22 protein-coding genes are annotated in these 19,270 nt (G+C 71.2%); 16 read left to right on the plus strand and 6 right to left on the minus strand.

Annotation, left to right across the window (positions count from 1 at the left end):
- Nucleotides 1–162 precede the first annotated feature (162 nt).
- The 5 genes from N799_RS11110 (at nt 163) to N799_RS11130 (ending at nt 3,876) form a co-directional block, all read left to right on the plus strand.
- A complete protein-coding gene (locus N799_RS11110) occupies nt 163–807 on the plus strand; it encodes a DUF5671 domain-containing protein (protein WP_036212337.1) in 645 nt (214 codons plus the stop codon).
- The gene (locus tag N799_RS11115; RefSeq protein ID WP_036212339.1) at nt 804–1,232 is read left to right on the plus strand and encodes a hypothetical protein; all 429 of its coding nucleotides are present in this window, start codon (nt 804–806) and stop codon (nt 1,230–1,232) included. Before N799_RS11110 ends, N799_RS11115 begins: the two co-directional genes overlap by 4 nt.
- Nucleotides 1,233–1,338: 106 nt before the next feature.
- Nucleotides 1,339–2,010 carry an SDR family oxidoreductase gene (locus N799_RS11120; protein WP_036212341.1) on the plus strand — a complete coding sequence of 224 codons (672 nt, stop codon included), beginning with the start codon at nt 1,339–1,341 and terminating at the stop codon, nt 2,008–2,010.
- Between the two features lie 7 nt (nt 2,011–2,017).
- Nucleotides 2,018–2,569, plus strand: coding sequence for a DUF6630 family protein (locus N799_RS11125; protein ID WP_036212342.1), 552 nt, complete (start codon nt 2,018–2,020; stop codon nt 2,567–2,569).
- A gap of 110 nt (nt 2,570–2,679) precedes the next feature.
- Nucleotides 2,680–3,876: an HD-GYP domain-containing protein gene (locus N799_RS11130; protein ID WP_160279969.1), complete on the plus strand. Its 1,197-nt coding sequence runs from the start codon at nt 2,680–2,682 to the stop codon at nt 3,874–3,876.
- Nucleotides 3,877–3,891: 15 nt separating this feature from the next.
- On the opposite strand, the gene N799_RS11135 is transcribed toward N799_RS11130, so the two are convergent.
- On the minus strand, nt 3,892–4,266 hold the full coding sequence (locus tag N799_RS11135) for a YciI family protein (protein ID WP_036212346.1): 375 nt from the start codon (nt 4,264–4,266) through the stop codon (nt 3,892–3,894).
- A gap of 229 nt (nt 4,267–4,495) precedes the next feature.
- Between N799_RS11135 and N799_RS11140 the strand changes: the two genes are divergently transcribed.
- On the plus strand, nt 4,496–5,770 hold the full coding sequence (locus N799_RS11140) for an RNA polymerase sigma factor (protein WP_036212348.1): 1,275 nt from the start codon (nt 4,496–4,498) through the stop codon (nt 5,768–5,770).
- 171 nt (nt 5,771–5,941) lie between these two features.
- On the opposite strand, the gene N799_RS11145 is transcribed toward N799_RS11140, so the two are convergent.
- Both N799_RS11145 and N799_RS11150 read right to left on the minus strand, forming a co-directional pair.
- Nucleotides 5,942–6,271 carry an RcnB family protein gene (locus N799_RS11145; protein WP_052101493.1) on the minus strand — a complete coding sequence of 110 codons (330 nt, stop codon included), beginning with the start codon at nt 6,269–6,271 and terminating at the stop codon, nt 5,942–5,944.
- Between the two features lie 125 nt (nt 6,272–6,396).
- Nucleotides 6,397–6,939, minus strand: a complete 543-nt coding sequence (locus N799_RS11150) for an NADPH-dependent FMN reductase (protein WP_036212351.1) — start codon at nt 6,937–6,939, stop codon at nt 6,397–6,399.
- 199 nt (nt 6,940–7,138) lie between these two features.
- Between N799_RS11150 and N799_RS11155 the strand changes: the two genes are divergently transcribed.
- The 3 genes from N799_RS11155 to N799_RS11165 are packed head-to-tail and all read left to right on the plus strand — an operon-like array spanning nt 7,139 to nt 9,617.
- Nucleotides 7,139–8,077, plus strand: a complete 939-nt coding sequence (locus tag N799_RS11155) for an ABC transporter ATP-binding protein (protein WP_036212357.1) — start codon at nt 7,139–7,141, stop codon at nt 8,075–8,077.
- A complete protein-coding gene (locus N799_RS11160) occupies nt 8,074–8,835 on the plus strand; it encodes an ABC transporter permease (RefSeq protein WP_036212359.1) in 762 nt (253 codons plus the stop codon). The genes N799_RS11155 and N799_RS11160 overlap by 4 nt, the downstream gene beginning before the upstream one ends.
- Nucleotides 8,832–9,617, plus strand: coding sequence for a ZIP family metal transporter (locus tag N799_RS11165; RefSeq protein WP_238978930.1), 786 nt, complete (start codon nt 8,832–8,834; stop codon nt 9,615–9,617). Before N799_RS11160 ends, N799_RS11165 begins: the two co-directional genes overlap by 4 nt.
- A gap of 27 nt (nt 9,618–9,644) precedes the next feature.
- Here the strand turns inward: N799_RS11165 and N799_RS11170 are convergent, their stop codons facing one another.
- Complete coding sequence (locus tag N799_RS11170) at nt 9,645–11,255, minus strand: MFS transporter (RefSeq protein ID WP_036212361.1); 1,611 nt, start codon at nt 11,253–11,255, stop codon at nt 9,645–9,647.
- 71 nt (nt 11,256–11,326) lie between these two features.
- Nucleotides 11,327–11,578 carry a DUF3297 family protein gene (locus N799_RS11175; protein ID WP_036212363.1) on the minus strand — a complete coding sequence of 84 codons (252 nt, stop codon included), beginning with the start codon at nt 11,576–11,578 and terminating at the stop codon, nt 11,327–11,329.
- Nucleotides 11,579–11,859: 281 nt separating this feature from the next.
- Here N799_RS11175 and N799_RS11180 point away from each other — a divergent pair, with 281 nt between their 5' ends.
- Together N799_RS11180 and N799_RS16015 are read left to right on the plus strand one after the other, a co-directional pair.
- Complete coding sequence (locus N799_RS11180; RefSeq protein ID WP_036212365.1) at nt 11,860–12,069, plus strand: cold-shock protein; 210 nt, start codon at nt 11,860–11,862, stop codon at nt 12,067–12,069.
- A 102-nt stretch (nt 12,070–12,171) separates the two neighbouring features.
- Nucleotides 12,172–12,294 carry an alpha,alpha-trehalase gene (locus N799_RS16015; protein WP_238978932.1) on the plus strand — a complete coding sequence of 41 codons (123 nt, stop codon included), beginning with the start codon at nt 12,172–12,174 and terminating at the stop codon, nt 12,292–12,294.
- A gap of 9 nt (nt 12,295–12,303) precedes the next feature.
- Here the strand turns inward: N799_RS16015 and N799_RS11185 are convergent, their stop codons facing one another.
- Complete coding sequence (locus N799_RS11185; RefSeq protein WP_036212367.1) at nt 12,304–12,615, minus strand: DUF3247 family protein; 312 nt, start codon at nt 12,613–12,615, stop codon at nt 12,304–12,306.
- Nucleotides 12,616–12,758: 143 nt separating this feature from the next.
- On the opposite strand from N799_RS11185, the gene ku reads away from it, so the two are divergent.
- The 5 genes from ku to N799_RS11210 all read left to right on the plus strand — a co-directional run bounded on the left by ku (nt 12,759) and on the right by N799_RS11210 (nt 19,214).
- The gene (gene ku, locus N799_RS11190) at nt 12,759–13,718 is read left to right on the plus strand and encodes a non-homologous end joining protein Ku (RefSeq protein ID WP_036212368.1); all 960 of its coding nucleotides are present in this window, start codon (nt 12,759–12,761) and stop codon (nt 13,716–13,718) included.
- Between the two features lie 9 nt (nt 13,719–13,727).
- Nucleotides 13,728–16,229, plus strand: coding sequence for a DNA ligase D (gene ligD / locus N799_RS11195; RefSeq protein ID WP_036212369.1), 2,502 nt, complete (start codon nt 13,728–13,730; stop codon nt 16,227–16,229).
- Nucleotides 16,230–16,550: 321 nt separating this feature from the next.
- Nucleotides 16,551–17,294, plus strand: a complete 744-nt coding sequence (locus N799_RS11200) for a murein L,D-transpeptidase catalytic domain family protein (RefSeq protein ID WP_052101494.1) — start codon at nt 16,551–16,553, stop codon at nt 17,292–17,294.
- 136 nt (nt 17,295–17,430) lie between these two features.
- Complete coding sequence (locus N799_RS11205; protein ID WP_081974990.1) at nt 17,431–18,387, plus strand: L,D-transpeptidase family protein; 957 nt, start codon at nt 17,431–17,433, stop codon at nt 18,385–18,387.
- Between the two features lie 167 nt (nt 18,388–18,554).
- Nucleotides 18,555–19,214: a M23 family metallopeptidase gene (locus tag N799_RS11210; protein ID WP_081974991.1), complete on the plus strand. Its 660-nt coding sequence runs from the start codon at nt 18,555–18,557 to the stop codon at nt 19,212–19,214.
- Nucleotides 19,215–19,270: the final 56 nt, after the last annotated feature.

The following is a 19,270-nucleotide window of genomic DNA, read 5'->3' on the forward strand; positions in this document are numbered from 1 at the left end:
AGCGAGCAGAGACGCGGCACAGGCGGGCGGTGTGACGAAACGCCGGATGCGGCGACGAAGCGCCCGGCGGTGCGATGGAGCAGGCCGCCGCACCGCCGCCCGTGCCGCCGCCGCGCGACCGCGGTAGCCTTTGCGGGGACGCCAAACCACCACGGAGCCACCATGGCCACGGCCACGCAGGAGCTGGAACGGTTCGTACACGAGGCGCTGGCGCGCGGCGAGGCGCGTCCGCGGATAGAGGCCGCGCTGGCCGCCGCCGGCTGGCCGCCGGAAGAGGTGCACGGCGTGCTCGCCGGCTACGCCGAGGTCGACTTCCCGATGCCCGTGCCGCGACCGCGCGCGCACCTCTCGCCGCGCGACGCGTTCCTCCACCTGCTGCTGTTCGCCACGCTCTACCTGTCGGCCTGGCACCTCGGCAGCCTGCTGTTCGACCTGGTCAACCACGCCTTCCCCGACCCGGCGGACCCGGCGTGGGCGGTCGGCGGACTGGCGCAGTCGATGCGCTGGTCGGTGGCCTCGCTGGTCATCGCGTTCCCGGTGTTCCTGTGGATCGCGCGGCTGCTGGCGCGCGAGGAGGCGCGCAACCCGGGCCGGCGGCTGTCGGCGGTGCGTCGCTGGTTGACCTACCTGACCCTGTTCATCGCCGCCACGGTGCTGATCGGCGACCTGATCGCGCTCGTCCACAACGTGCTCGGCGGCGAGCTGACGCTGCGGTTCGGGCTGAAGGTGCTGGTGGTCGCGGTGATCGCCGGCACCGTGTTCGGCCACTACCTGCGCGACCTGCGTCGCGAGGAGCGTGAGGCATGAGTGGCCGGCTCCTTGCGATCCTCGCCAGCGTGGTGGTGGCTGCCACGGTCATCGCCGCGGTGTGGGTGATCGGCTCGCCGTCGGCGCAGCGCGACGTGCGGATCGACCAGCACCGCGTGCAGGATCTGCAGCAGATCGGCCAGTTGCTCGATCTGTACGCGCGCGAGCACGACCGGCTCCCGCCCGACCTGCAGACGCTGGCGCGCCAGCCCGGCCAACGCGTCGCCATCGCCGACCCGGTCGATGGCGCGCCCTATGTCTACGAGGCGCTCGGTGCGCGTCGCTACCGCCTGTGCGCGCGGTTCGCGACCGACACCGCGCGGACCCGCGATGCCGCGATCCCGGACGAGTGGAGCCACGGCGCCGGCCGGCACTGCTTCGACCGCGAGGCCGGGCGCCGACGTGACGCCGTGCACGCGCCCTGACCGCGGCCGCCCGCAGTCGACGCCACGCCGGCGAGCGCCGCCCAAAGGCCTTGATTGCGGCCGCCGGCAGCGCCACCCATGTGGGGTCCCCAATGGAGTGCTCCTGATGAAGACCGTGCTGATCACCGGCGCCAACCGTGGCATCGGCCTCGCGCTGGCCCGCCATTACACCGCCCGCGGCGACCGCGTGATCACCGCCTGCCGCCAGTCGAGCGACGCGCTGGACGCCACCGGCGCCCGGGTCGAGGCCGGCGTCGACGTCACCGACGACCGGGCCCTGGCCGCGCTCGCCGACCGCCTCGGCGACACCCGCATCGACGTGCTGCTGCTCAACGCCGGCATTCTCGGCAACGAGTCGCTGGGCGCGCTCGACGACGCCGCGTTCGACAGCATGCGGCGCCAGTTCGAGGTCAACGCGCTGGGCCCGCTGCGGGTGGCGCAGGCGCTGGAACCGCGGCTGGCCGACGGTGCGAAGGTCGGCATCGTCACCAGCCGGATGGGTTCGGTGGCCGACAACGGCTCCGGCGGCTACTACGGCTACCGCGCGTCGAAGGCGGCGGTCAACGCGATCGGCAAGTCGCTCGCGCTCGACCTGAGGCCGCGCGGCATCGCGGTGTTCCTGCTGCACCCGGGCTACGTGGCGACCGACATGGTCGGCGGCACCGGTGACGTCAGCCCGGAGCAGTCGGCGGCGCAACTGGTCGAGCGGCTCGACGGGCTGGCGCTGGAGGACAGCGGCAGCTTCTGGCATGCCAACGGCACGCCGCTGCCGTGGTGACCGGACGATGAGCGCCGACGAATACGATCCCGACGACAACTTCGCCAACGCCTACCGGCCCGGCGCCGATGTCGACGAGGACAGTGACGCCGACATCGAATCGGTGGCCTGGCAGGTGCTGCTGCTGGTCAACCCCGGCGACGAGGACGAGGCGCGGCAGCAGTTCGCCGCGTTCCAGGACGCCTGGGCCGACGGCGGTGGCGACGGCGCCGGTGTCGCCGCGTTGCTGCAGGACGTGGTCGACTGGCGTGCCGGCTTCCAGGTACGCGCCGATGACGCCGCCGGGCTGGTGCAGTGCCTCGACTCACTGGCCGCGCGCTGGAACCTGCACATCGACTGGGGCGTGGAGGACCCGACCGACGACGACGTGCTCGAGAGCGCGGAACTCGAGGATTTGCTCGCCACTGCTTTCGACCGCCTGCGCGAGCACGGTTACACCCTGTGGGTGCGCGAGACCGACGACGGCCACGCCGGCTGGATCACCCAGAGCCGCGACGACGACGCGATGCGCGTCCTCGCCCCGGCGCTCGGCATCGACGTGCGTCCCGCCGGCGCCTGACCGCGCACGGCGCTGTCGCGGCCCGCTGACGGGTCCGAGGCCTTAAGGAAATCCGCCGCCGGCCGATAGCCTGAAAGCGCGACCTCGCGTCTGGTCGCCGGGAGGCTGTTGTGCGGGCCGTCAGTGCGGACGAAATCGAGTTGGGAGCACCGCTGGCGTGGTCGGTATACGACCGCGCGGGCAAGCTGCTGTTCGTCCAGGGCATGGTGCTGGTGTGCCAGGCCCACCTGGACATCATCCTCGAGCGCGGCCTGGTGGTGCCCGAGAGCCGGACCAGTCGTGGCGCCGTGGTGCCGCCGATGGAGAGTCTCGACCCGGTTGACGAGGAGGCCGGCAGCGAGGAGGACGACGCCACCCCGCGGCCGCCCGAGATCCCGGTGTTCCGCGCGATGCAGCTGCTTCGGCGCGAAGTGCGCGACCTGCACGACGGCCTGCTGGCCTGCGAGTCCGACCGGCTCGGCGAGCACGCGCGCGAGCTCGCGCTGAGGCTGCAGGCATTGGTCGGCCGCGACGCCGACGCCGCGCTGGCGGCAATGCAACTGGAGGTCGGCGACGACGGTGACGTCGCCCGGGTGCTGCACGCCGCGACGCTGTGCCAGGTGCTGGTGCAGGCCCAGCAGCTCGACCCGGAGGCGGGCGTCTCGCTGGTCGCGGCCGCGCTGACCTACGACGTCGCGTTGCGCCCGGTGGCGGCGGTGCTGAACCGCCAGACCGGCGCGCTGACCGAGGACCAGCGCCTGATGATCGACACCCACCCGCAGGCCGGCGTCGAGCTGCTGCAGGCCGCCGGGGTCGATGACGAGCTGTGGCTGGAGGCGGTGCTGCAGCACCACGAACGGCTCGACGGCAGCGGCTACCCGGCCGGCCTCGACGGCGACGCGATCAGTGCCGGCGCACGCATGCTGGCGATCGTCGACATCTACTCGGCGATGGTGCGCCCGCGCGCGTACCGCGAGGCCATCCACGCCCGCCACGCGCTGCGCAGCCTGTTCCTGGAGCGCGGCAAGGCGGTCGACGGCAACCTTGCAAGCCTGCTGGTGCGCGAGATCGGCGTGTTCCCGCCGGGTACCCCGGTGCGGCTGGCCAACCGCGAGGTCGGCGTGGTGCTGCGCCGCGGCAGCGATGCCGCCAAGCCGGTGGTGGCGCGGCTGATCAACGCCAACGGCACGCTCGCCGCGATCGCCGCCCAGCGCGACACCGCCCAGCCCGAGTACGCGATCACCGAGACCGTGCCGCCGTACAAGTACCAGGCGCTGGTGGCCAGTGCGAGCGAGCTGTGGTGCAACGACGGGCCGTTGCGCCGCTGAGTTTCGACCCGCGCCTCAGGCGCCGACCCGCTCCCGCACCGCCTGCATGTCGCGCACCGGCCGCACCTCGATGCAGCCGGTCTGCACCCACGGGAACTCCGACGCGATCCGCACCGCCTCGTCCAGGCTGTCGGCCTCGATCAGGTTGAAGCCGGCCAGCACCTCCTTGGTCTCGGCGAACGGGCCGTCCAGCACCTGGGTGCGGCCGTCGCGGATACGCACCGAGCGCGCCTTGCGCACCGACTCGAGTTGCTGCGACTGCAGCAGCCGGCCGTCGCGCTGCATCGCGTCAGCCTTGTCGAAGCAGTCCTTCATGCGGCTGTCGAACTCGCGCTCCGGCACCGCGTCGAGCAGTGTGTCGTCGTTGTAGACCAGCAGCAGGAATTGCATCGGCGGCTCCGGTGTGGTGGGTCTGCGAATGATGCCGCAGTTGCCGGCCGCGGCGGGTGTCGAACCAGCGCCCCTACGCCCGTCGCATGGACAGGACCCGTGTGGAGGAGTCGCGTAGTGGACCCCAGGCGCCCGATCATGGCCCGTGCCGTTGCCGCCCGCGCGTCGCGTCGCGACCACCCGCTTCGACACTTGCCGGCCCGCGCCGGGGGTGGTGTCATCCACGCCGATGACGAACCCCGCGTCCCGCCACGATGTCCACCGCGCGATCGATGCGATCTGGCGGACCGAGTCGCCGCGGGTCATCGCGCGGCTGGCGCGGATGCTGCGCGACGTCGGCCTCGCCGAGGACCTCGCCCAGGACGCGCTGGTGGCGGCGCTGGAGCACTGGCCCGCCAGCGGCGTGCCGGACAACCCCGGCGCGTGGCTGATGACCACCGCCCAGCGCCGGGCGATCGACCGGATCCGCCACGACAGCCTCGTGCGCGAGCGCCACGAGCAGTTCGGTGAGGCGCTGGAGCCGGCACCGATGGGCACCCCCGACGACACCGCGCGGCTGGACGACGACATCGGCGACGACCTGCTGCGGCTGGTGTTCACCGCCTGCCATCCGGTGCTGCCGGTCGAGGCGCAGGTCGCGTTGACCCTGCGGATGCTCGGCGGCCTGACCACGGCCGAGATCGCCCGCGCGTTCCTGCAGCCCGAGCCGACCGTCGCCCAGCGCATCGTGCGGGCCAAGAAGACCCTGGCGAAGAAGCGGGTGCCGTTCGAGGTGCCGCGCCGCGACGAACTGCCCGAGCGGCTCGCGTCGGTGCTCGGCGTGGTCTACCTGATCTTCAACGAGGGCTACGCCGCCACCGCCGGCGAAGACCTGATGCGGCCGGCGCTGTGCGCGGAGGCGCTGCGGCTGGGCCGGCTGCTGGCGGGGCTCGCGCCGGCCGAACCGGAGGTGCACGGGCTGCTGGCGCTGATGGAGTTGCAGGCCTCGCGGGCCGACGCGCGTACCGGCCCGGACGGTACGCCGGTGCTGCTGCCCGAGCAGGATCGCGCGCGCTGGGACCGGGTGCTGATCGGCCAGAGGCTGGCGTCGCTGGAGCGCGCCGTGCAACTGGGTGGCGCCGATGGCCCGTACGCGCTGCAGGCCGCGATCGCCGCCTGCCACGCGCGTGCGCAAACGGCCGAAGACACCGACTGGGCGCGCATCGCGGCGCTGTACGGGGAACTGGCCGGGGTCACCGGGTCGCCGGTGGTCGAACTCAACCGCGCGGTCGCGGTGTCGATGGCCGACGGTCCGGGCACCGGCCTGCAACTGGTCGACGACCTCGCCGGCGAGCCGCTGCTGCGCGACTACCACCTGCTGCCGGCGGTGCGCGGCGACCTGCTGGCCCGGCTCGGCCGCACCGACGAGGCATGCGGCGAGTTCGAACGTGCCGCCAGCCTGACCCGCAACGACCGCGAGCGCGCGCTGCTGCTGCAGCGGGCGCGGGACTGCCAGCGCGGTTAGCGCGCCAAGTGCCGCGGCGGCGAGCCGGCGCCCAGTGCCGACCGCCGCCGCGGCGTCCTCCTGACGGGGAGGCGGGCAGTGTCGGTCGGAGTCGTCGCACCCGCCGCGACTGGCGCCGCAAACGAGAAGCCCCGCGCGCGGCGGGGCTCTCCGGTGCACCGCAATGGCCGCTCAGTGGTGCAGCAGGATGTCCGCGATGATGCCGGTGGCGACCGCGATCAGGACGTACTTGCCGTCGTCGGTACGCACCCAGCGGTGGCCGCGCGGCGGCGGCGCCAGGCGGTGCGCGCGGTAGTCCTCGATGTAGTAGCGACGCTCCAGGTAGACCACCGGGATGTGCTCGCCGCGGTTGAAGCCGTGCTTCTTCCAGCCCTTGTGCTTGCCGTTGTCGTGGCCGTTCCCGTTGCCATGGCCGTTTCCGTGTCCATGGCCCTTGCCGGCCAGCGCGGCGGGCGAGACGGCGAGCAGGGCGAGCGATGCAGCGAGCAGCAGGCGTTTCATGGACGGACTCCCGAAGGTGGATCGCCGGATCGTACGGCGCCGGCGGCCGGACGCAATGGCCGCCGCCGTCCCGTCGCTGCAAACCATGACCGCGGTCGCGTTCGCGGTGCCCTGCTGCCGGGGCCTCAGGCGTGCTTGCGGACCCACGCGAGGAAGGCGTTCATCCAGCCCTGCAGGAACTTGCGGCTGTCCTCGCCGATCTGCCCGTCCTCGGTGAACAGCCCGTCCTTGACCTGGATGAAGGCCTCCGGCTGGCCGAGCGTCGGCATGTCGAGGTAGGCCAGCGTGTTGCGCAGGTGCTGCTGCGCCAGCGCGCTGCCGATCGCGCCGATCGACGCGCCGATCACGCCGGCCGGCTTGCCGGCCCAGGCGCTCTGGCCGTACGGGCGCGAGGCGTGGTCGATCGCGTTCTTGAGCACGCCGGGCATTGCGCGGTTGTACTCGGGGGTCACGAACATCACGCCGTCGGCAGCGGCGATCTGCGCCTTCAGGCGCTTCACCGGCTCGGCCTGGTTGGCGTCGTCGTCCTGATTGTACAGCGGCAGGTCGCCGATTTCGGCGAAGGTGAAGCTGCAGTCGGGTGGCGCCAGCTTCACCATCGCTTCGGCGAGCTTGCGGTTGAACGACTCCTGGCGGAGGCTGCCGACGACGACGAGGATCTGGCTCATGGGTGGACTCCTGGCTGGGATCGAGGGGCTGGTGGGCGCGCCGGAACCGGCACGCGGACAGGCCATCGTGGTCAGGCGGGTGTTAGCGGGCCGTCGAGGGGCCGCGCCGCCGCAACGCGGAACACACTCTCCCGCCGGAAGGGTTTATCGCCGCCGCCGCCGCGTGCAATCTGGGCTCCCCGTGCCCGCAGGACGCCCCGTGCCGCCCGTCATCTCCATCCGCGCACTTACCAAGACCTACGCCTCCGGCTTCCAGGCGCTCAAGGGCGTCGACCTCGACATCCGCCGCGGCGAGATCTTCGCCCTGCTCGGGCCCAACGGCGCCGGCAAGACGACGCTGATCAGCATCGTCTGCGGCATCGTCAACGCCAGCTCCGGCACCGTGCTGGCCGACGGCCACGACATCGTCCGCGACTACCGCGCCGCGCGCGCGAAGATCGGCCTTGTGCCGCAGGAGCTGTCGACCGACGCGTTCGAGAGCGTCTGGGCGACGGTGCGCTTCAGCCGCGGCCTGTTCGGCAAGGCGCCCGACGACGCCTACCTTGAGCAGGTGCTGCGTGACCTGTCGCTGTGGGACAAGCGCGACAGCAAGATCCTCGCGCTGTCGGGCGGCATGAAGCGGCGCGTGCTGATCGCCAAGGCGCTGTCGCACGAGCCGACCATCCTGTTCCTCGACGAACCCACCGCCGGCGTCGACGTCGAGCTGCGCCACGACATGTGGCAGATGGTCCACCGCCTCAGGGAGCGGGGCGTCACCATCATCCTGACCACGCACTACATCGAGGAGGCCGAGGAAATGGCCGACCGCATCGGCGTGATCAACAAGGGCGAACTGGTACTGGTCGAGGACAAGGCCGAGCTGATGCGCAAGCTCGGCAAGAAGCAGCTGGTGCTGACGCTGCAGGCGCCGCTGCAGGCGGTCCCCGCCGCGCTGCAGTCGCTGCCGCTGGAACTGTCCGCCGACGGCACGTCGTTGACCTACACCTACGACGTGCAGGGCGAGCGCACCGGCATCGCCACCCTGCTGCGGCAGCTGGCCGACCACGGCGTCGACTTCAAGGACCTGCATTCGAGCGAGAGTTCGCTGGAGGAGATCTTCGTCGGCCTGGTGCGTTCGGCGCGGGAGGAGGCGGCATGAACATCCACGGCATCCGGGCCATCTACCGGTTCGAGATGGCGCGCACCTTCCGCACCATCACCCAGTCGATCGCCTCGCCAGTGCTGTCGACCTCGCTGTACTTCGTCGTGTTCGGCGCGGCGATCGGCTCCCGGATGGGCGCGATCGACGGGGTCGGCTACGGCGCCTTCATCATCCCCGGCCTGATCATGCTGTCGCTGCTCAACGAGAGCATCTCCAACGCCTCGTTCGGCATCTACATGCCCAAGTGGTCGGGCACGATCTACGAGCTGCTGTCGGCGCCGGTGTCGTACATCGAGGTGGTGATCGGCTACGTCGGCGCGGCGGCGACCAAGTCGCTGATCCTCGGGCTGCTGATCCTGGTGACGGCGCGGATCTTCGTGCCCTACGAGATCGCCCATCCGCTGTGGATGCTGTGTTTCCTGCTGTTGACCGCGGTCAGCTTCAGCCTGTTCGGTTTCATCATCGGGCTGTGGGCCGACGACTTCCAGAAGCTGCAGGTGATCCCGCTGATGGTGGTGACGCCGCTGACCTTCCTCGGCGGTGCGTTCTATTCGATCAGCATGCTGCCGCCGGTATGGCAGAAGATCACCCTGTTCAACCCGGTGGTGTACCTGATCAGCGGCTTCCGCTGGAGCTTCTACGGGGTGGCGGACGTCAACGTCGGGGTCAGCCTGGCGGCGATCGTCGGCTTCCTCGTCGCCTGCCTCGCGGCGGTGTGGTGGATCTTCCGCACCGGCTGGAAGCTCAAGGCGTGAGCGCGCTGGAGGCCTCGCCGGTGCTCGCCGCGCTGGTCGGCGGTTCGGCGGCGGCCGCGGCGACCGCGGCGGGCACGCTGCCGGCCCTGTTCGCCAAGGGCATCGAGCGGCGCACCCAGGACACCCTGCTCGGCTTCGGCGCCGGCGTGATGCTGGCGGCCACCGCGTTCTCGCTGGTGCTGCCGGGGATCGACGCGGCGCTGTCGCAGGGCGCCGGCGCCTGGGGCGCGGGCCTGCTGGTCGGGCTGTCGATCCTGGCCGGCGCGGCGCTGGTGATGGCGATGGACCGGGCGGTGCCGCACGAGCATTTCATCAAGGGGCCGGAGGGCGCCAACTGGCCGCGGCTGCGGCGGACCTGGCTGTTCGTGTTCGCGATCGCGCTGCACAACCTGCCCGAGGGCCTGGCGATCGGCGTCGCCTACGCGACCGACATCGGCCGCGGCCACGCACTGGCCACCGGCATCGCGCTGCAGGACATCCCCGAAGGGCTGGTGGTGGCGGTCGCACTGATCGCCGCGGGCATGGCGCGGGTGCCGGCGGTGCTGGTCGGCGTCGCCTCGGGCCTGGTCGAACCGGTCGGCGCGGTGGCCGGCGCGGCCGCGGTGGTCGCGCTGCCGCTGCTGTTGCCGATCGGGCTGGGCGTGGCGGCCGGGGCGATGCTGTTCGTGGTCAGCCACGAGATCATCCCCGAGTCGCACCGGCAGGGGCACGAGAAGTTCGCCACCGCCGGGTTGATGGTCGGCTTCGTGCTGATGATGCTGCTGGACACCGCGCTGGGCTGAGCGTCGCGCCCACCCACGCAGCCGTGCTCAGGCGACGTCGTGCCCCAGCGCGTGCTGGATGTCCTCCAGCCGGTGGCCGCGGGTCTCGATGCCGCTGCGCAGCAGCATCGCCGCCGAAGCCGCCATCGGCAGCGCGATCAGCAGCGCCGACCACGACAGGTGCGCGAACAGCCCGGCCACGCCGAGGCCGGCGCCGAGGATGCCGCCGAACTTGGAACTGGCCGCGATCACCCCGGCGCCGGTGCCGCGCAGGTGCACCGGGAAGATCTCCGCCGCGTACGGGATCAGCATCGCGATCACCCCGCTGCTGCTGACCAGCAGTGCCGCGGTGGCCGCGGTGGTGATGGTCGCCGAGCGCAGCCCGGCCAGGTCGATCGCGACGAACGCAAGCAGCGACAGCGCGGTCAGCGCGATGAACAGCACCAGCGAGCGCACCGAGCTCCAGCGGTGGTACAGCCACACCACCACGCCGATGCCCGGCAGCGCCAGCAGCGCCGACTGCGCCAGCAGCGCGCTGGCGGCCTCCGGGTCGACGCCCAACTGCACCAGGTTGACCGGCAGCCACAGCACGAAGCCGAACGTCACCAGCCCCCAGGCCACGCCGCAGGTCGCCAGCGCCCAGCTGATCCGGGCGTGGCGGCCGCGCATCAGCTGGCGCAGGCCGGCGACCGGGTGGCGCTCGTCGATGACCGGCGGCGGCGGGTGGCCGGCCTCGTCGCGCTCCGGCGCCAGCGTCGAGAACCGCGCCAGCACCGCCCGCGCCTGGTCCGGCAGGCCGACGCTGGCGAGGAACCGCGGCGATTCGGGAATGAAACGGTTGAGGAAGATGATCAGTGCGCCGGTCGGCAGCCCCAGCAGCCACAGCGCCCGCCAGCTCAGCAGCGGCTCCAGCAGGGTCGCCGCGCCGGCCGCGGCGAGGTAGCCGGCCGAGGTGCCGATGCCGCCGAGCGCGACCAGCAGCCAGCCGCGGTGGGCGGCCGGGATGGTCTCGGCCATCAGGGTGAACACGATCGGCAGCAGGCCGCCGGCCGACGCGCCCATCAGGAAGCACATCACCAGGTTCCACTCGAATGCCGGCATCGCCCCGCAGATCGCGGTGCCCATGAACATCAGCGCCGACAGCAGGATCGCCGCGCGGCGCCCGAACACGTCCGCCAGCCGGCCCCACGCGACCGAACCCAGGGTGGTGCCGACCAGCGCCACCAGCGCCAGCAGGCCGGCCGACTGCTCGGCGATGCCGTACTCCGCGGTCATGCCCGGGATCACGAAGCCGGTGGTGGCCGGCTTCATGACGTCGACGGTGAGCGCCACCACCAGCACCGCCACCAGCTTCCAGTGTTCGCGGTTGAGCGCGGCGCCGTCGGCGACGTGGAACCGCAGCGGCTCGCCGGCGCCCGACAGCACCCGGCGCATCTGCGCCAGCCGCGGCATCAGTCCGTAGAACGCCAGCGCCAGCCCGGCCGGGATGACCGCCATGCCGGCCAGCATCCAACCGTCCATCGGCATGCCGACCATCTGCCAGTGGGTGTGCCGGCCCATCAGGAACATCGGCATGTGCGAGAACACCCCGGCCACCAGCAGGGCGCAGCCGAGCCAGAACGCGACGGGGTGGTGGAACGACAGGCTTCGGGTGGTCATCGGCGGCGGCGCGGCGATGCCGCGGCCCGGCGGCGGGGGGGGGCGGCAGCCGCGGGCGGCGCGGGTGCCGGTCAGTCCTGGCCGGCGGTGTCGAGGAAGTACGGCTCGACCGTGCCGTTGACCTTCATCGTCATCGGCTGGCCGCGGCGGTCCAGCGACTTGCCGACGGGCAGGCGGACCCAGCCCTCGCTGACGCAGTATTCCTCGACGTTGTGGCGCTCGACCCCGTTGAAACGGATGCCGATGCCGCGCTCGAGCACGGCCGCGTCGTGGTGCGGGCTGCGGGGATCGGTGGCGAGGCGGTCGGGCGGGGTGTCGGTCATCGGGGCTGTCTCGGCAGGCGGCGACGGGCCGCGGGCAGGGCGACAGGATACTGCCCGCCGGGGCGGCCATGAACGGGGCGCACGGCCGTCATCGACGTGTTATTGCAATCGGCCGCAGGGCGGGCTAGGGTTCGCGTGCTGCTTGCCAGGGTCACCGTGAATCGTGGCCCGATGCCGTAGATCCCAGATCCGCTACATCGTTGCACCTCGCTTACTCCTTGCAACCAGCACCCCGCCGCATCCGCGGCACTACACAAAAAACTGTTCCAGGGAGCAAGAAAATGTCGAACCGTGAAACCGGTACCGTCAAGTGGTTCAACGATGCCAAGGGCTTTGGCTTCATCAGCCGTGAGAACGGCGAGGACGTCTTCGTCCACTTCCGCGCCATCCAGGGCAACGGCTTCAAGTCGCTGCAGGAAGGCCAGAAGGTCAGCTTCACCGTGACCCAGGGCCAGAAGGGCCTGCAGGCGGACATGGTCGAAGCGCTGTAAGGCATCGACGACGCAGCCGCCACGGCGGCCGCAACGTGATCCAGGAAAACCCGGCCTCGGCCGGGTTTTCTTTTTGGGTGCGGTCGCGGCCACGCCACGTCCATGCCGGCCATCGCGGACTGGCCACCGGTTCGCACGGGAGCTCGCATGCGCCTGCAGGGCAAGCTGGTCGAGAAGTACGACATCGGCTGGACCAACGGGGTCACCCGGATGCTGCTGCAGTAACGGCTCGGCTCAGTCGAGGCGGTGCCCGGGGTCGAGCCGGCGCACCTCGCGGATGCTGTCGACCCACAGGTCGCGCCAGCCGGCCGCTTCGGGGTGGTCCAGCGCCGGCTGCTCGATCCGCACCACCGCGTTCATGCCCTCGCTGCCGTCGGGGCCGAAGAACACCTGCGCGACCGGCCGCGCGGCGACGATGCCGGTGACCTCGCTGCCGTCCTCCAGGCCCAGCACCACGTGGGCGCCGTTGGGCAGCCGTTCGATGTTGCGATGCATCGCGGCGATCGCGGCGGGGTCGGTGTGGACGCGTTCGGCGTTGCGGGTCATCGGTCGTCTCCGGGGCGGGGCTGGCACGACGCTAGCGCCGGCGGCGGCAAACCGCGGTGAACCCGGCGCCGCCATTCAACACGCGCGTCACGTTTGCCTCTCGATACTCGACGGCCCGCCCGCAGCGCAGCAGGAGCCCCGCCATGGCCCGCCCGATCTGGTCCGGAACGCTGTCGTTCGGCCTGCTCAACATCCCGGTGTCGCTGATGTCGGGCGAACGCAAGACCGACATCTCGTTCCGGATGCTGGACTCGCGCAACAACCAGCCGATCCGCTACGAGCGGGTCAACGCCGAGACCGGCGAGGAAGTCGCGTGGAAGGACATCGTCAAGGCGTTCGAGTACGACAAGGGCAGCTACGTCGTGCTGGAACCCGACGACATCAAGTCGGCCGCGCCGGAGAGCCACGACGCGATCGAGGTCGAGGCCTTCGTCGACGTCGCCGCGATCGGCCCGCAGTACTTCGAGAAACCCTACGTGCTGGTGCCGGCCAAGAAGGCCGAGAAGGGCTACGTGCTGCTGCGCGAGGCGCTGGCGAAGACCGGCAGGATCGGCATCGCACGGGTGGTGATCCGCACCCGCGAGAGCCTGTGCGCGGTGATGCCGCAGGACAACGCGCTGCTGCTGATGATGATGCGCTACCCGCAGGAGCTGGTGGACATCGACGAGTACCGCATCCCCGAGGGCAAGAGCAGCGAGTACCGCATCACCGACAAGGAGCTGGAGTTCTCCGAGCAGCTGATCCAGACCATGTCCGGCGAATGGGAGCCGGAGCAGTACCGCGACGAGTTCCGCCAGCGCCTGCAGGACGTCATCACCAGGCGGATGAAGGACAAGGGCGTGGTGAAGCACGGCGACGAGGAACCGCCGGTGCACGAGCATGCCGCGACCAACGTGGTCGACTTCATGGAACTGCTGCAGCAGAGCATCGCCAGGAAGCAGCGCACGCCGGCGAAGAAGGCCGGCAAGGCGGCCGATGACGACGGAAAGGACGCCAAACCGAAGAAGGCGGCGAAGAAGACCGCGAAGAAGGCCGCGTCGAAGAAGCCGGCAGCCAAGAAGACCGCGGCGAAGAAGAAAGCGTCCGGCAGGAAGGCCGCGTAAAGCCGCCCCATGAGCCTGCGCGAATACGCCCGCAAGCGCCGCTTCGACCAGACCCCGGAGCCCGCCGACGGCGCCCACGGCAAGCGCGGCCGGCGGCCGATCTTCGTCATCCAGCTGCACCACGCCAGCGTGCGCCACTACGACTTCCGGCTGGAGATGGACGGCGCGCTCAAGAGCTGGTCGGTGCCGAAGGGGCCGTCGCTGCGGGTCGGCGAGAAGCGCCTTGCGGTCGAGGTCGAGGACCATCCGCTGGGCTACGCCGACTTCGAGGGCGACATCCCCGAGGGCCATTACGGCGCCGGCCACGTCGACCTGTTCGACCGCGGCGTGTGGAGCAGCAACGGCGACCCGCTGGAGGCGCTGGCGGCCGGCAAGATCGACTTCGTCCTGCACGGCCGGAAGCTCGGCGGCGGCTGGAAGCTGGTGCGCACGGGAGGCGGTGCCGGTAAAAGCCGGGCCAGCAAGCCGCAGTGGCTGCTGATCAAGCGCGACGACGAGTACGCCGCCGACACCGAGGCCGACCAGCTGACCGACGCCCAGACGCCGAAGGGCTGGAAGGGACGGCGGCCGTCGGGGCCGCCCAGGTCCGCCGATGCACGCGCGAACCCGCCGACGAAGACGACGGCCCCCGTGCGCAAACCGCGCCGCCGCCACAAAGTCGACTGGGCCGCCCGCGCCGCCGCACTTGACGATGCGAAACCGCTGCGTGGCTCCACCGCGGTCGATCCGCAACTGGCGACCCTGCGCGCGTCCCCGCCGGCCGGTGAGGGCTGGCTGCACGAACTCAAGTGGGACGGCTACCGGCTGCTCGCGCGTATCGATGGTGGCCGGGCCAGCCTGCGCTCACGCAACGGCCTCGACTGGACCGCCGACTACCCCGACATCGTCGCCGCGCTGGAGGCGCTCGGCGTTGGCGATGCCAGCCTCGATGGTGAACTGATCGCGCTCGACGCCAAGGGCCGCAACAGCTTCTCCGAGCTGCAGCGCACGATCGAGGGCAGCGCCAACGCCACCCTGCGTTACGTCGTCTTCGATCTGCCGACGCTGGCCGGCATCGATCTCACCGGCACCCGGTTGGACGCGCGCAAGGTGCTGCTGGAGGAACTGCTGGAAGGCGTCGAGAAGGACGGCGTGCTTGCGTACAGCCGGCACATCGTCGGCCACGGTGACGAGGTGTTCGCCGCCAGCCGCGGGCAGGAAATGGAGGGCATCATCAGCAAGGCCGCCAGCGCGCACTACGCGCCGGGGCGCTCGCAGACCTGGCTGAAGATCAAGCACGCGCAGACCGACGAATTCATCGTGGTCGGCTACACCGCACCGAAGCGTTCGCGGGTAGGGTTCGGTTCGCTGCTGATGGCCACGCGCGACGCCGGGCGGCTCAAGTACGTCGGCCGGGTCGGTACCGGGTTCGACGATGCGAAGCTGCGTTCACTGACCGCTCGGCTGGAGAAGCTGTCGCGCCGCGAGCCGACCGTGTTGTTGCCGGCGCACGTCCCGTTCGCGCCGCGCGACGTGACCTGGGTCGAGCCGCGGCTGGTGGCCGAGCTGGCGTTTCGCGGCTGGGGCAAGGAGGGGCTGCTGCGGCAGGCCAGTTTCCAGCGGCTGCGCGATGACAAGGAGGCGAGCGACGTGGGCGAAACCGACACCTTCAGGCTGAGCAGCCCGGGGAAGCTGGTCTACCCGGCGGAAAAGATCACCAAGCAGCAGGTCGCCGACTACTACCGCGCGATCGCGCCGCAGCTGCTGCCGGAGGTCGCCGGCCGGCCGCTGTCGATGCTGCGCTGCCCGGACGGGGTCAAGGGCCCGTGCTTCTTCCAGAAGCACCACGCCGACAGCCTCGGCGATCACGTGCACGCGGTGCCGATCCGCGAGAAGGGCGTCGGTGCAACCGGGGACTACGTCTATATCGACGATGTCGCCGGCCTGCTCGACCTGGTGCAGATGAACGTGCTCGAGCTGCACCCGTGGGGCTCGCGGGTCGATGACGTCGAGCACCCCGACCGGCTGGTGTTCGACCTCGACCCGGGCGAGGGGGTGAAGTGGCCGGCGATCAAGGCCGCCGCCCGCGACATCCGCGCGCGCCTGGAGGAGATCGGCATGCGGGGCTTCCTGCGGCTGTCGGGTGGCAAGGGCCTGCACGTGGTGGTGCCGATCGCGCCGGGGCCGGGCTGGGCCGAGGCGAAGGCGTTCTGCGAGGCGTTCGCCGACGCGCTCGCGACGCAGGCGCCGGACAAGTACGTCGCCACCGCTTCGAAGGCCAAGCGCAAAGGCGTGATCTTCATCGACTGGCTGCGCAACGGCCGCGGCGCCACCAGCGTCGCCAGCTGGTCGCTGCGCGCGCGCGCCGGCGCCGGCGTTGCGGTGCCGCTGCGCTGGGACGAGCTGGGGCGGACGAAGTCGGGCGCCGACTACAACCTCGAACGCGCCCTGCGTCGCGCCGCCGGCTTGCGGAAGGACCCATGGGAGGGATGGGAGCAGGCAACGAAGCAGAAGCTCGCCGGGTTCTCGTAGGAGCGACGTAAGCCGCGACCCACTGACAAACGGATCCCGCGAAAGCACTGCACCCACGAAATCCGTGATCGCGCGAATCGGCGTCGCGTTGATCGACGCCTGTCGCAGTTCAGTGGGTCGCGACTTACGTCGCTCCTACGCGTGTTCGCGGTGCCAGCCTGACCGGATGTTCATCGCGTTCAGTTGCCGCAAGAGTGGTGTCAATAAAATGTGAGGATGGTTTTCGCTCCCCGTTCCCGCCCGTTGGCGCATGCGCTGGCCACATTGCTGGCGGCCTCGCTCGCCGGTTGCGGCAGCACGCCCGGCCCTGTCGCGCAGGACATGGACACCGCGGCAGCGCCTGTCGACGAGTTGGCCGCCGCGGTCGCTCCGCCCGCAGCGCCCGTCACCGCGTCACTCGCCCGTCGAGCCACCCTCGCCGAGCGCCTCGCCCTCGCCGCGCCCGACGCCGACCCGCAGGTCATCGCGCTGGCGCTGGAGGCCCGCCAGTGCGCCACGCTCGGCGGCGCGATCGGCGACGTCGAGCGGCTCGCGGTGATCGACTACTCGCGGCCGTCGACCGAGCCGCGGCTGTGGGTGTTCGACCTCGACGACGCCGAGCTGCTGCACGCCGAGCACGTCGCCCACGGCAAGTACAGCGGCGGCAACATGACCACGCGGTTCTCGAACGAGCAGGACAGCTGGATGACGAGTCTCGGGCTGTTCAGCACCGCCGAGACCTACGTCGGCGGCAACGGCTACTCGCTGCGGATGGACGGGCTGGAGCCGGGCTTCAACGACCACGCGCGCGAGCGGCTGATCGTGATGCACGGCGCCGATTACGTCGATCCCGAACAGGCACTGCGGCAGGGAAGGCTCGGGCGCAGCTTCGGCTGCCCGGCGGTGCGCGACGAGATCGCGCAGGAGCTGATCGACACGCTCAAGGACGGCCAGCTGCTGTTCGCCTACTACCCCGACAGCCAGTGGCTGGAGGGCTCGCGGTTCCTCGGTTGCGGGGCGGTGGCCGACGCTGGCGCTTCAGTCGCCAGCAAGGCTGGGCGCCGGGTTTCACGCCTCGCCGAATAGCGCTCGCGCAGCATCGATCGAAACCCCGCCAGGTATCGATCCCGTGAACCGAACCGCCGCGCCGCACCGCATCCGGACCCCGCTCCATACCGCCGTCGCGCTGGCCTGCGCGCTTGCGCTGACACCTTTCGCCGCCATGGCGCAGGACGACGCGGGTGACGCCCGGACGAGCGGGAACAGCGACCAGGCCGCGACCGCAAAGACGGCCACCGATCCCAACGACGCCACCCTCGCCACCGAGGTCGGCGATGGCGATTCCGGCGCCGCGACCCTGCGCGCGCAGGTGCTGCTCGACCGCGCGCACTTCTCCCCCGGCGAGATCGACGGCGCTTTCGGCGGCAACACCCGGCAGGCGATCGAGGGCTTCCAGCGCAGCCGCGGCCTCGACCCGACCGGCGTGGTCGACTCGGCGACCTGGGATGCGCTCAACATGGACACCGCCGACGTGGTGGTCGCCTACACGCTGACCGACGCCGATGTCTCCGGCCCGTTCAGCGAGATCCCGTCGGACATGGAAGCCAAGGCCAGGCTCGAACGGCTCGGCTACACCTCCGCGCTGGAGGCGCTTGGCGAGAAGTTCCACGCCAGCCCGGCGCTGCTGCGCAAGCTCAATCCGGGCGCACAGCTCGAGGCCGGCGCCAGCTGGCGGGTGCCCAACGTCGCCGCCGCCGCGTTGCCCGAGGGTGGCGAGGTGGTGGTCGACAAGTCCGATGCGGTGGTGCGGCTGGTCGGTGCCGACGGCAAGGTCGTGGCCCAGTGGCCGGCGACGATGGGCAGCGAGCACGACCCGCTGCCGATCGGCGAGTGGAAGATCGAGGGCGTCGCCAACGACCCGGTGTTCCACTACAACCCCGACCTGTTCTGGGACGCCGATCCGAGCCACAGCAAGGCCGAGATCGCGCCCGGGCCGAACAACCCGGTCGGCGTGGTCTGGATCGACCTGTCGAAGGAGCACTACGGCATCCACGGCACGCCCGAGCCGTCGACGATCGGCAAGACCCAGTCGCACGGCTGCATCCGCATGACCAACTGGAGCGCGCGCGCGCTGGCCAGGGCGGTCGGCCCGGGCACGCGCGCGGTGCTGCAGGAGTGACGCCGGAGCGGCGCGGCATGGCGATGCTGCGGTACGCGCTGGTGTTCGCCGCCGGGCTGCTGGTCGGCGCCAACCTCGTCTACTTCGCGATGACCCGCGACCGCACCGACCCGGTGGCGGCGCTGGTGTTCGAGCGCGAGCGTACCCAGCACGCGAAGCCGACCGACATGCCGGGTGCGCCGGCGGAACGGGTGGAGTCGCCGGTGGCCCCGCCGTCTGCGGGTGCGGTGCCGGCCGACGGGGCGGTGCCGGTCGATACCGGGGAACCAGCCCGCGGTCCGCGCAAGACCGACGAAGCGCCGGCTGGTGCATCGCCTCCCGCCAGTGACATCCCGCGCGCGCCAACGCCGTCGACGCCAGCGAGCGACGCGACCACGGCAAGCCCCACCGCCGGCCTGCTCGTCCCGGTCCGCGGCATCGAGGCCGCGCAGCTGTCCAACACATACGACGACGCCCGCGGCCAGGGCCGCGTGCACGAGGCGATCGACATCATGGCGCCGCGCGGCACGCCGGTGCTCGCGGTCGCCGACGGTACCGTCGAGAAGCTGTTCACCAGCGACCGTGGCGGCCTCACCATCTACCAGTTCGAACCGACCGGCCGCCACGCCTACTACTACGCCCACCTCGACCGCTACGCCGAGGGGCTGGAGGAAGGCGACGCGCTGCGCCGTGGCGAGGTGATCGGCTACGTCGGCAGCACCGGCAACGCCAGCGAGGACGCCCCGCACCTGCACTTCGCGATCTTCGTCCTCGGTCCCGAGAAGCGCTGGTGGGAAGGCACCGCGATCAACCCGTATCCGATCCTTACCGGCCGCGAGCGGCTGTAGGAGCGGCTTCAGCCGCGGGCCGATACCGATCGCGGCTGAAGCCGCTTGTGTCTTCG

Source organism: Lysobacter arseniciresistens ZS79 (assembly GCF_000768335.1).
Taxonomy (GTDB): domain Bacteria; phylum Pseudomonadota; class Gammaproteobacteria; order Xanthomonadales; family Xanthomonadaceae; genus Novilysobacter; species Novilysobacter arseniciresistens.

Coding starts and splice junctions, on each gene's coding strand:
- N799_RS11110 (WP_036212337.1), top strand. CDS start 163: ATGGCCACGGCCACGCAGGAGCTGGAACGGTTCGTACACGAGGCGCTG.
- N799_RS11115 (WP_036212339.1), top strand. CDS start 804: ATGAGTGGCCGGCTCCTTGCGATCCTCGCCAGCGTGGTGGTGGCTGCC.
- N799_RS11120 (WP_036212341.1), top strand. CDS start 1,339: ATGAAGACCGTGCTGATCACCGGCGCCAACCGTGGCATCGGCCTCGCG.
- N799_RS11125 (WP_036212342.1), top strand. CDS start 2,018: ATGAGCGCCGACGAATACGATCCCGACGACAACTTCGCCAACGCCTAC.
- N799_RS11135 (WP_036212346.1), bottom strand. CDS start 4,266: ATGCAATTCCTGCTGCTGGTCTACAACGACGACACACTGCTCGACGCG.
- N799_RS11140 (WP_036212348.1), top strand. CDS start 4,496: ATGACGAACCCCGCGTCCCGCCACGATGTCCACCGCGCGATCGATGCG.
- N799_RS11145 (WP_052101493.1), bottom strand. CDS start 6,271: ATGAAACGCCTGCTGCTCGCTGCATCGCTCGCCCTGCTCGCCGTCTCG.
- N799_RS11150 (WP_036212351.1), bottom strand. CDS start 6,939: ATGAGCCAGATCCTCGTCGTCGTCGGCAGCCTCCGCCAGGAGTCGTTC.
- N799_RS11160 (WP_036212359.1), top strand. CDS start 8,074: ATGAACATCCACGGCATCCGGGCCATCTACCGGTTCGAGATGGCGCGC.
- N799_RS11170 (WP_036212361.1), bottom strand. CDS start 11,255: ATGACCACCCGAAGCCTGTCGTTCCACCACCCCGTCGCGTTCTGGCTC.
- N799_RS11175 (WP_036212363.1), bottom strand. CDS start 11,578: ATGACCGACACCCCGCCCGACCGCCTCGCCACCGATCCCCGCAGCCCG.
- N799_RS11180 (WP_036212365.1), top strand. CDS start 11,860: ATGTCGAACCGTGAAACCGGTACCGTCAAGTGGTTCAACGATGCCAAG.
- N799_RS16015 (WP_238978932.1), top strand. CDS start 12,172: ATGCCGGCCATCGCGGACTGGCCACCGGTTCGCACGGGAGCTCGCATG.
- N799_RS11185 (WP_036212367.1), bottom strand. CDS start 12,615: ATGACCCGCAACGCCGAACGCGTCCACACCGACCCCGCCGCGATCGCC.
- ku (WP_036212368.1), top strand. CDS start 12,759: ATGGCCCGCCCGATCTGGTCCGGAACGCTGTCGTTCGGCCTGCTCAAC.
- ligD (WP_036212369.1), top strand. CDS start 13,728: ATGAGCCTGCGCGAATACGCCCGCAAGCGCCGCTTCGACCAGACCCCG.
- N799_RS11200 (WP_052101494.1), top strand. CDS start 16,551: ATGGACACCGCGGCAGCGCCTGTCGACGAGTTGGCCGCCGCGGTCGCT.
- N799_RS11205 (WP_081974990.1), top strand. CDS start 17,431: ATGGCGCAGGACGACGCGGGTGACGCCCGGACGAGCGGGAACAGCGAC.
- N799_RS11210 (WP_081974991.1), top strand. CDS start 18,555: ATGCCGGGTGCGCCGGCGGAACGGGTGGAGTCGCCGGTGGCCCCGCCG.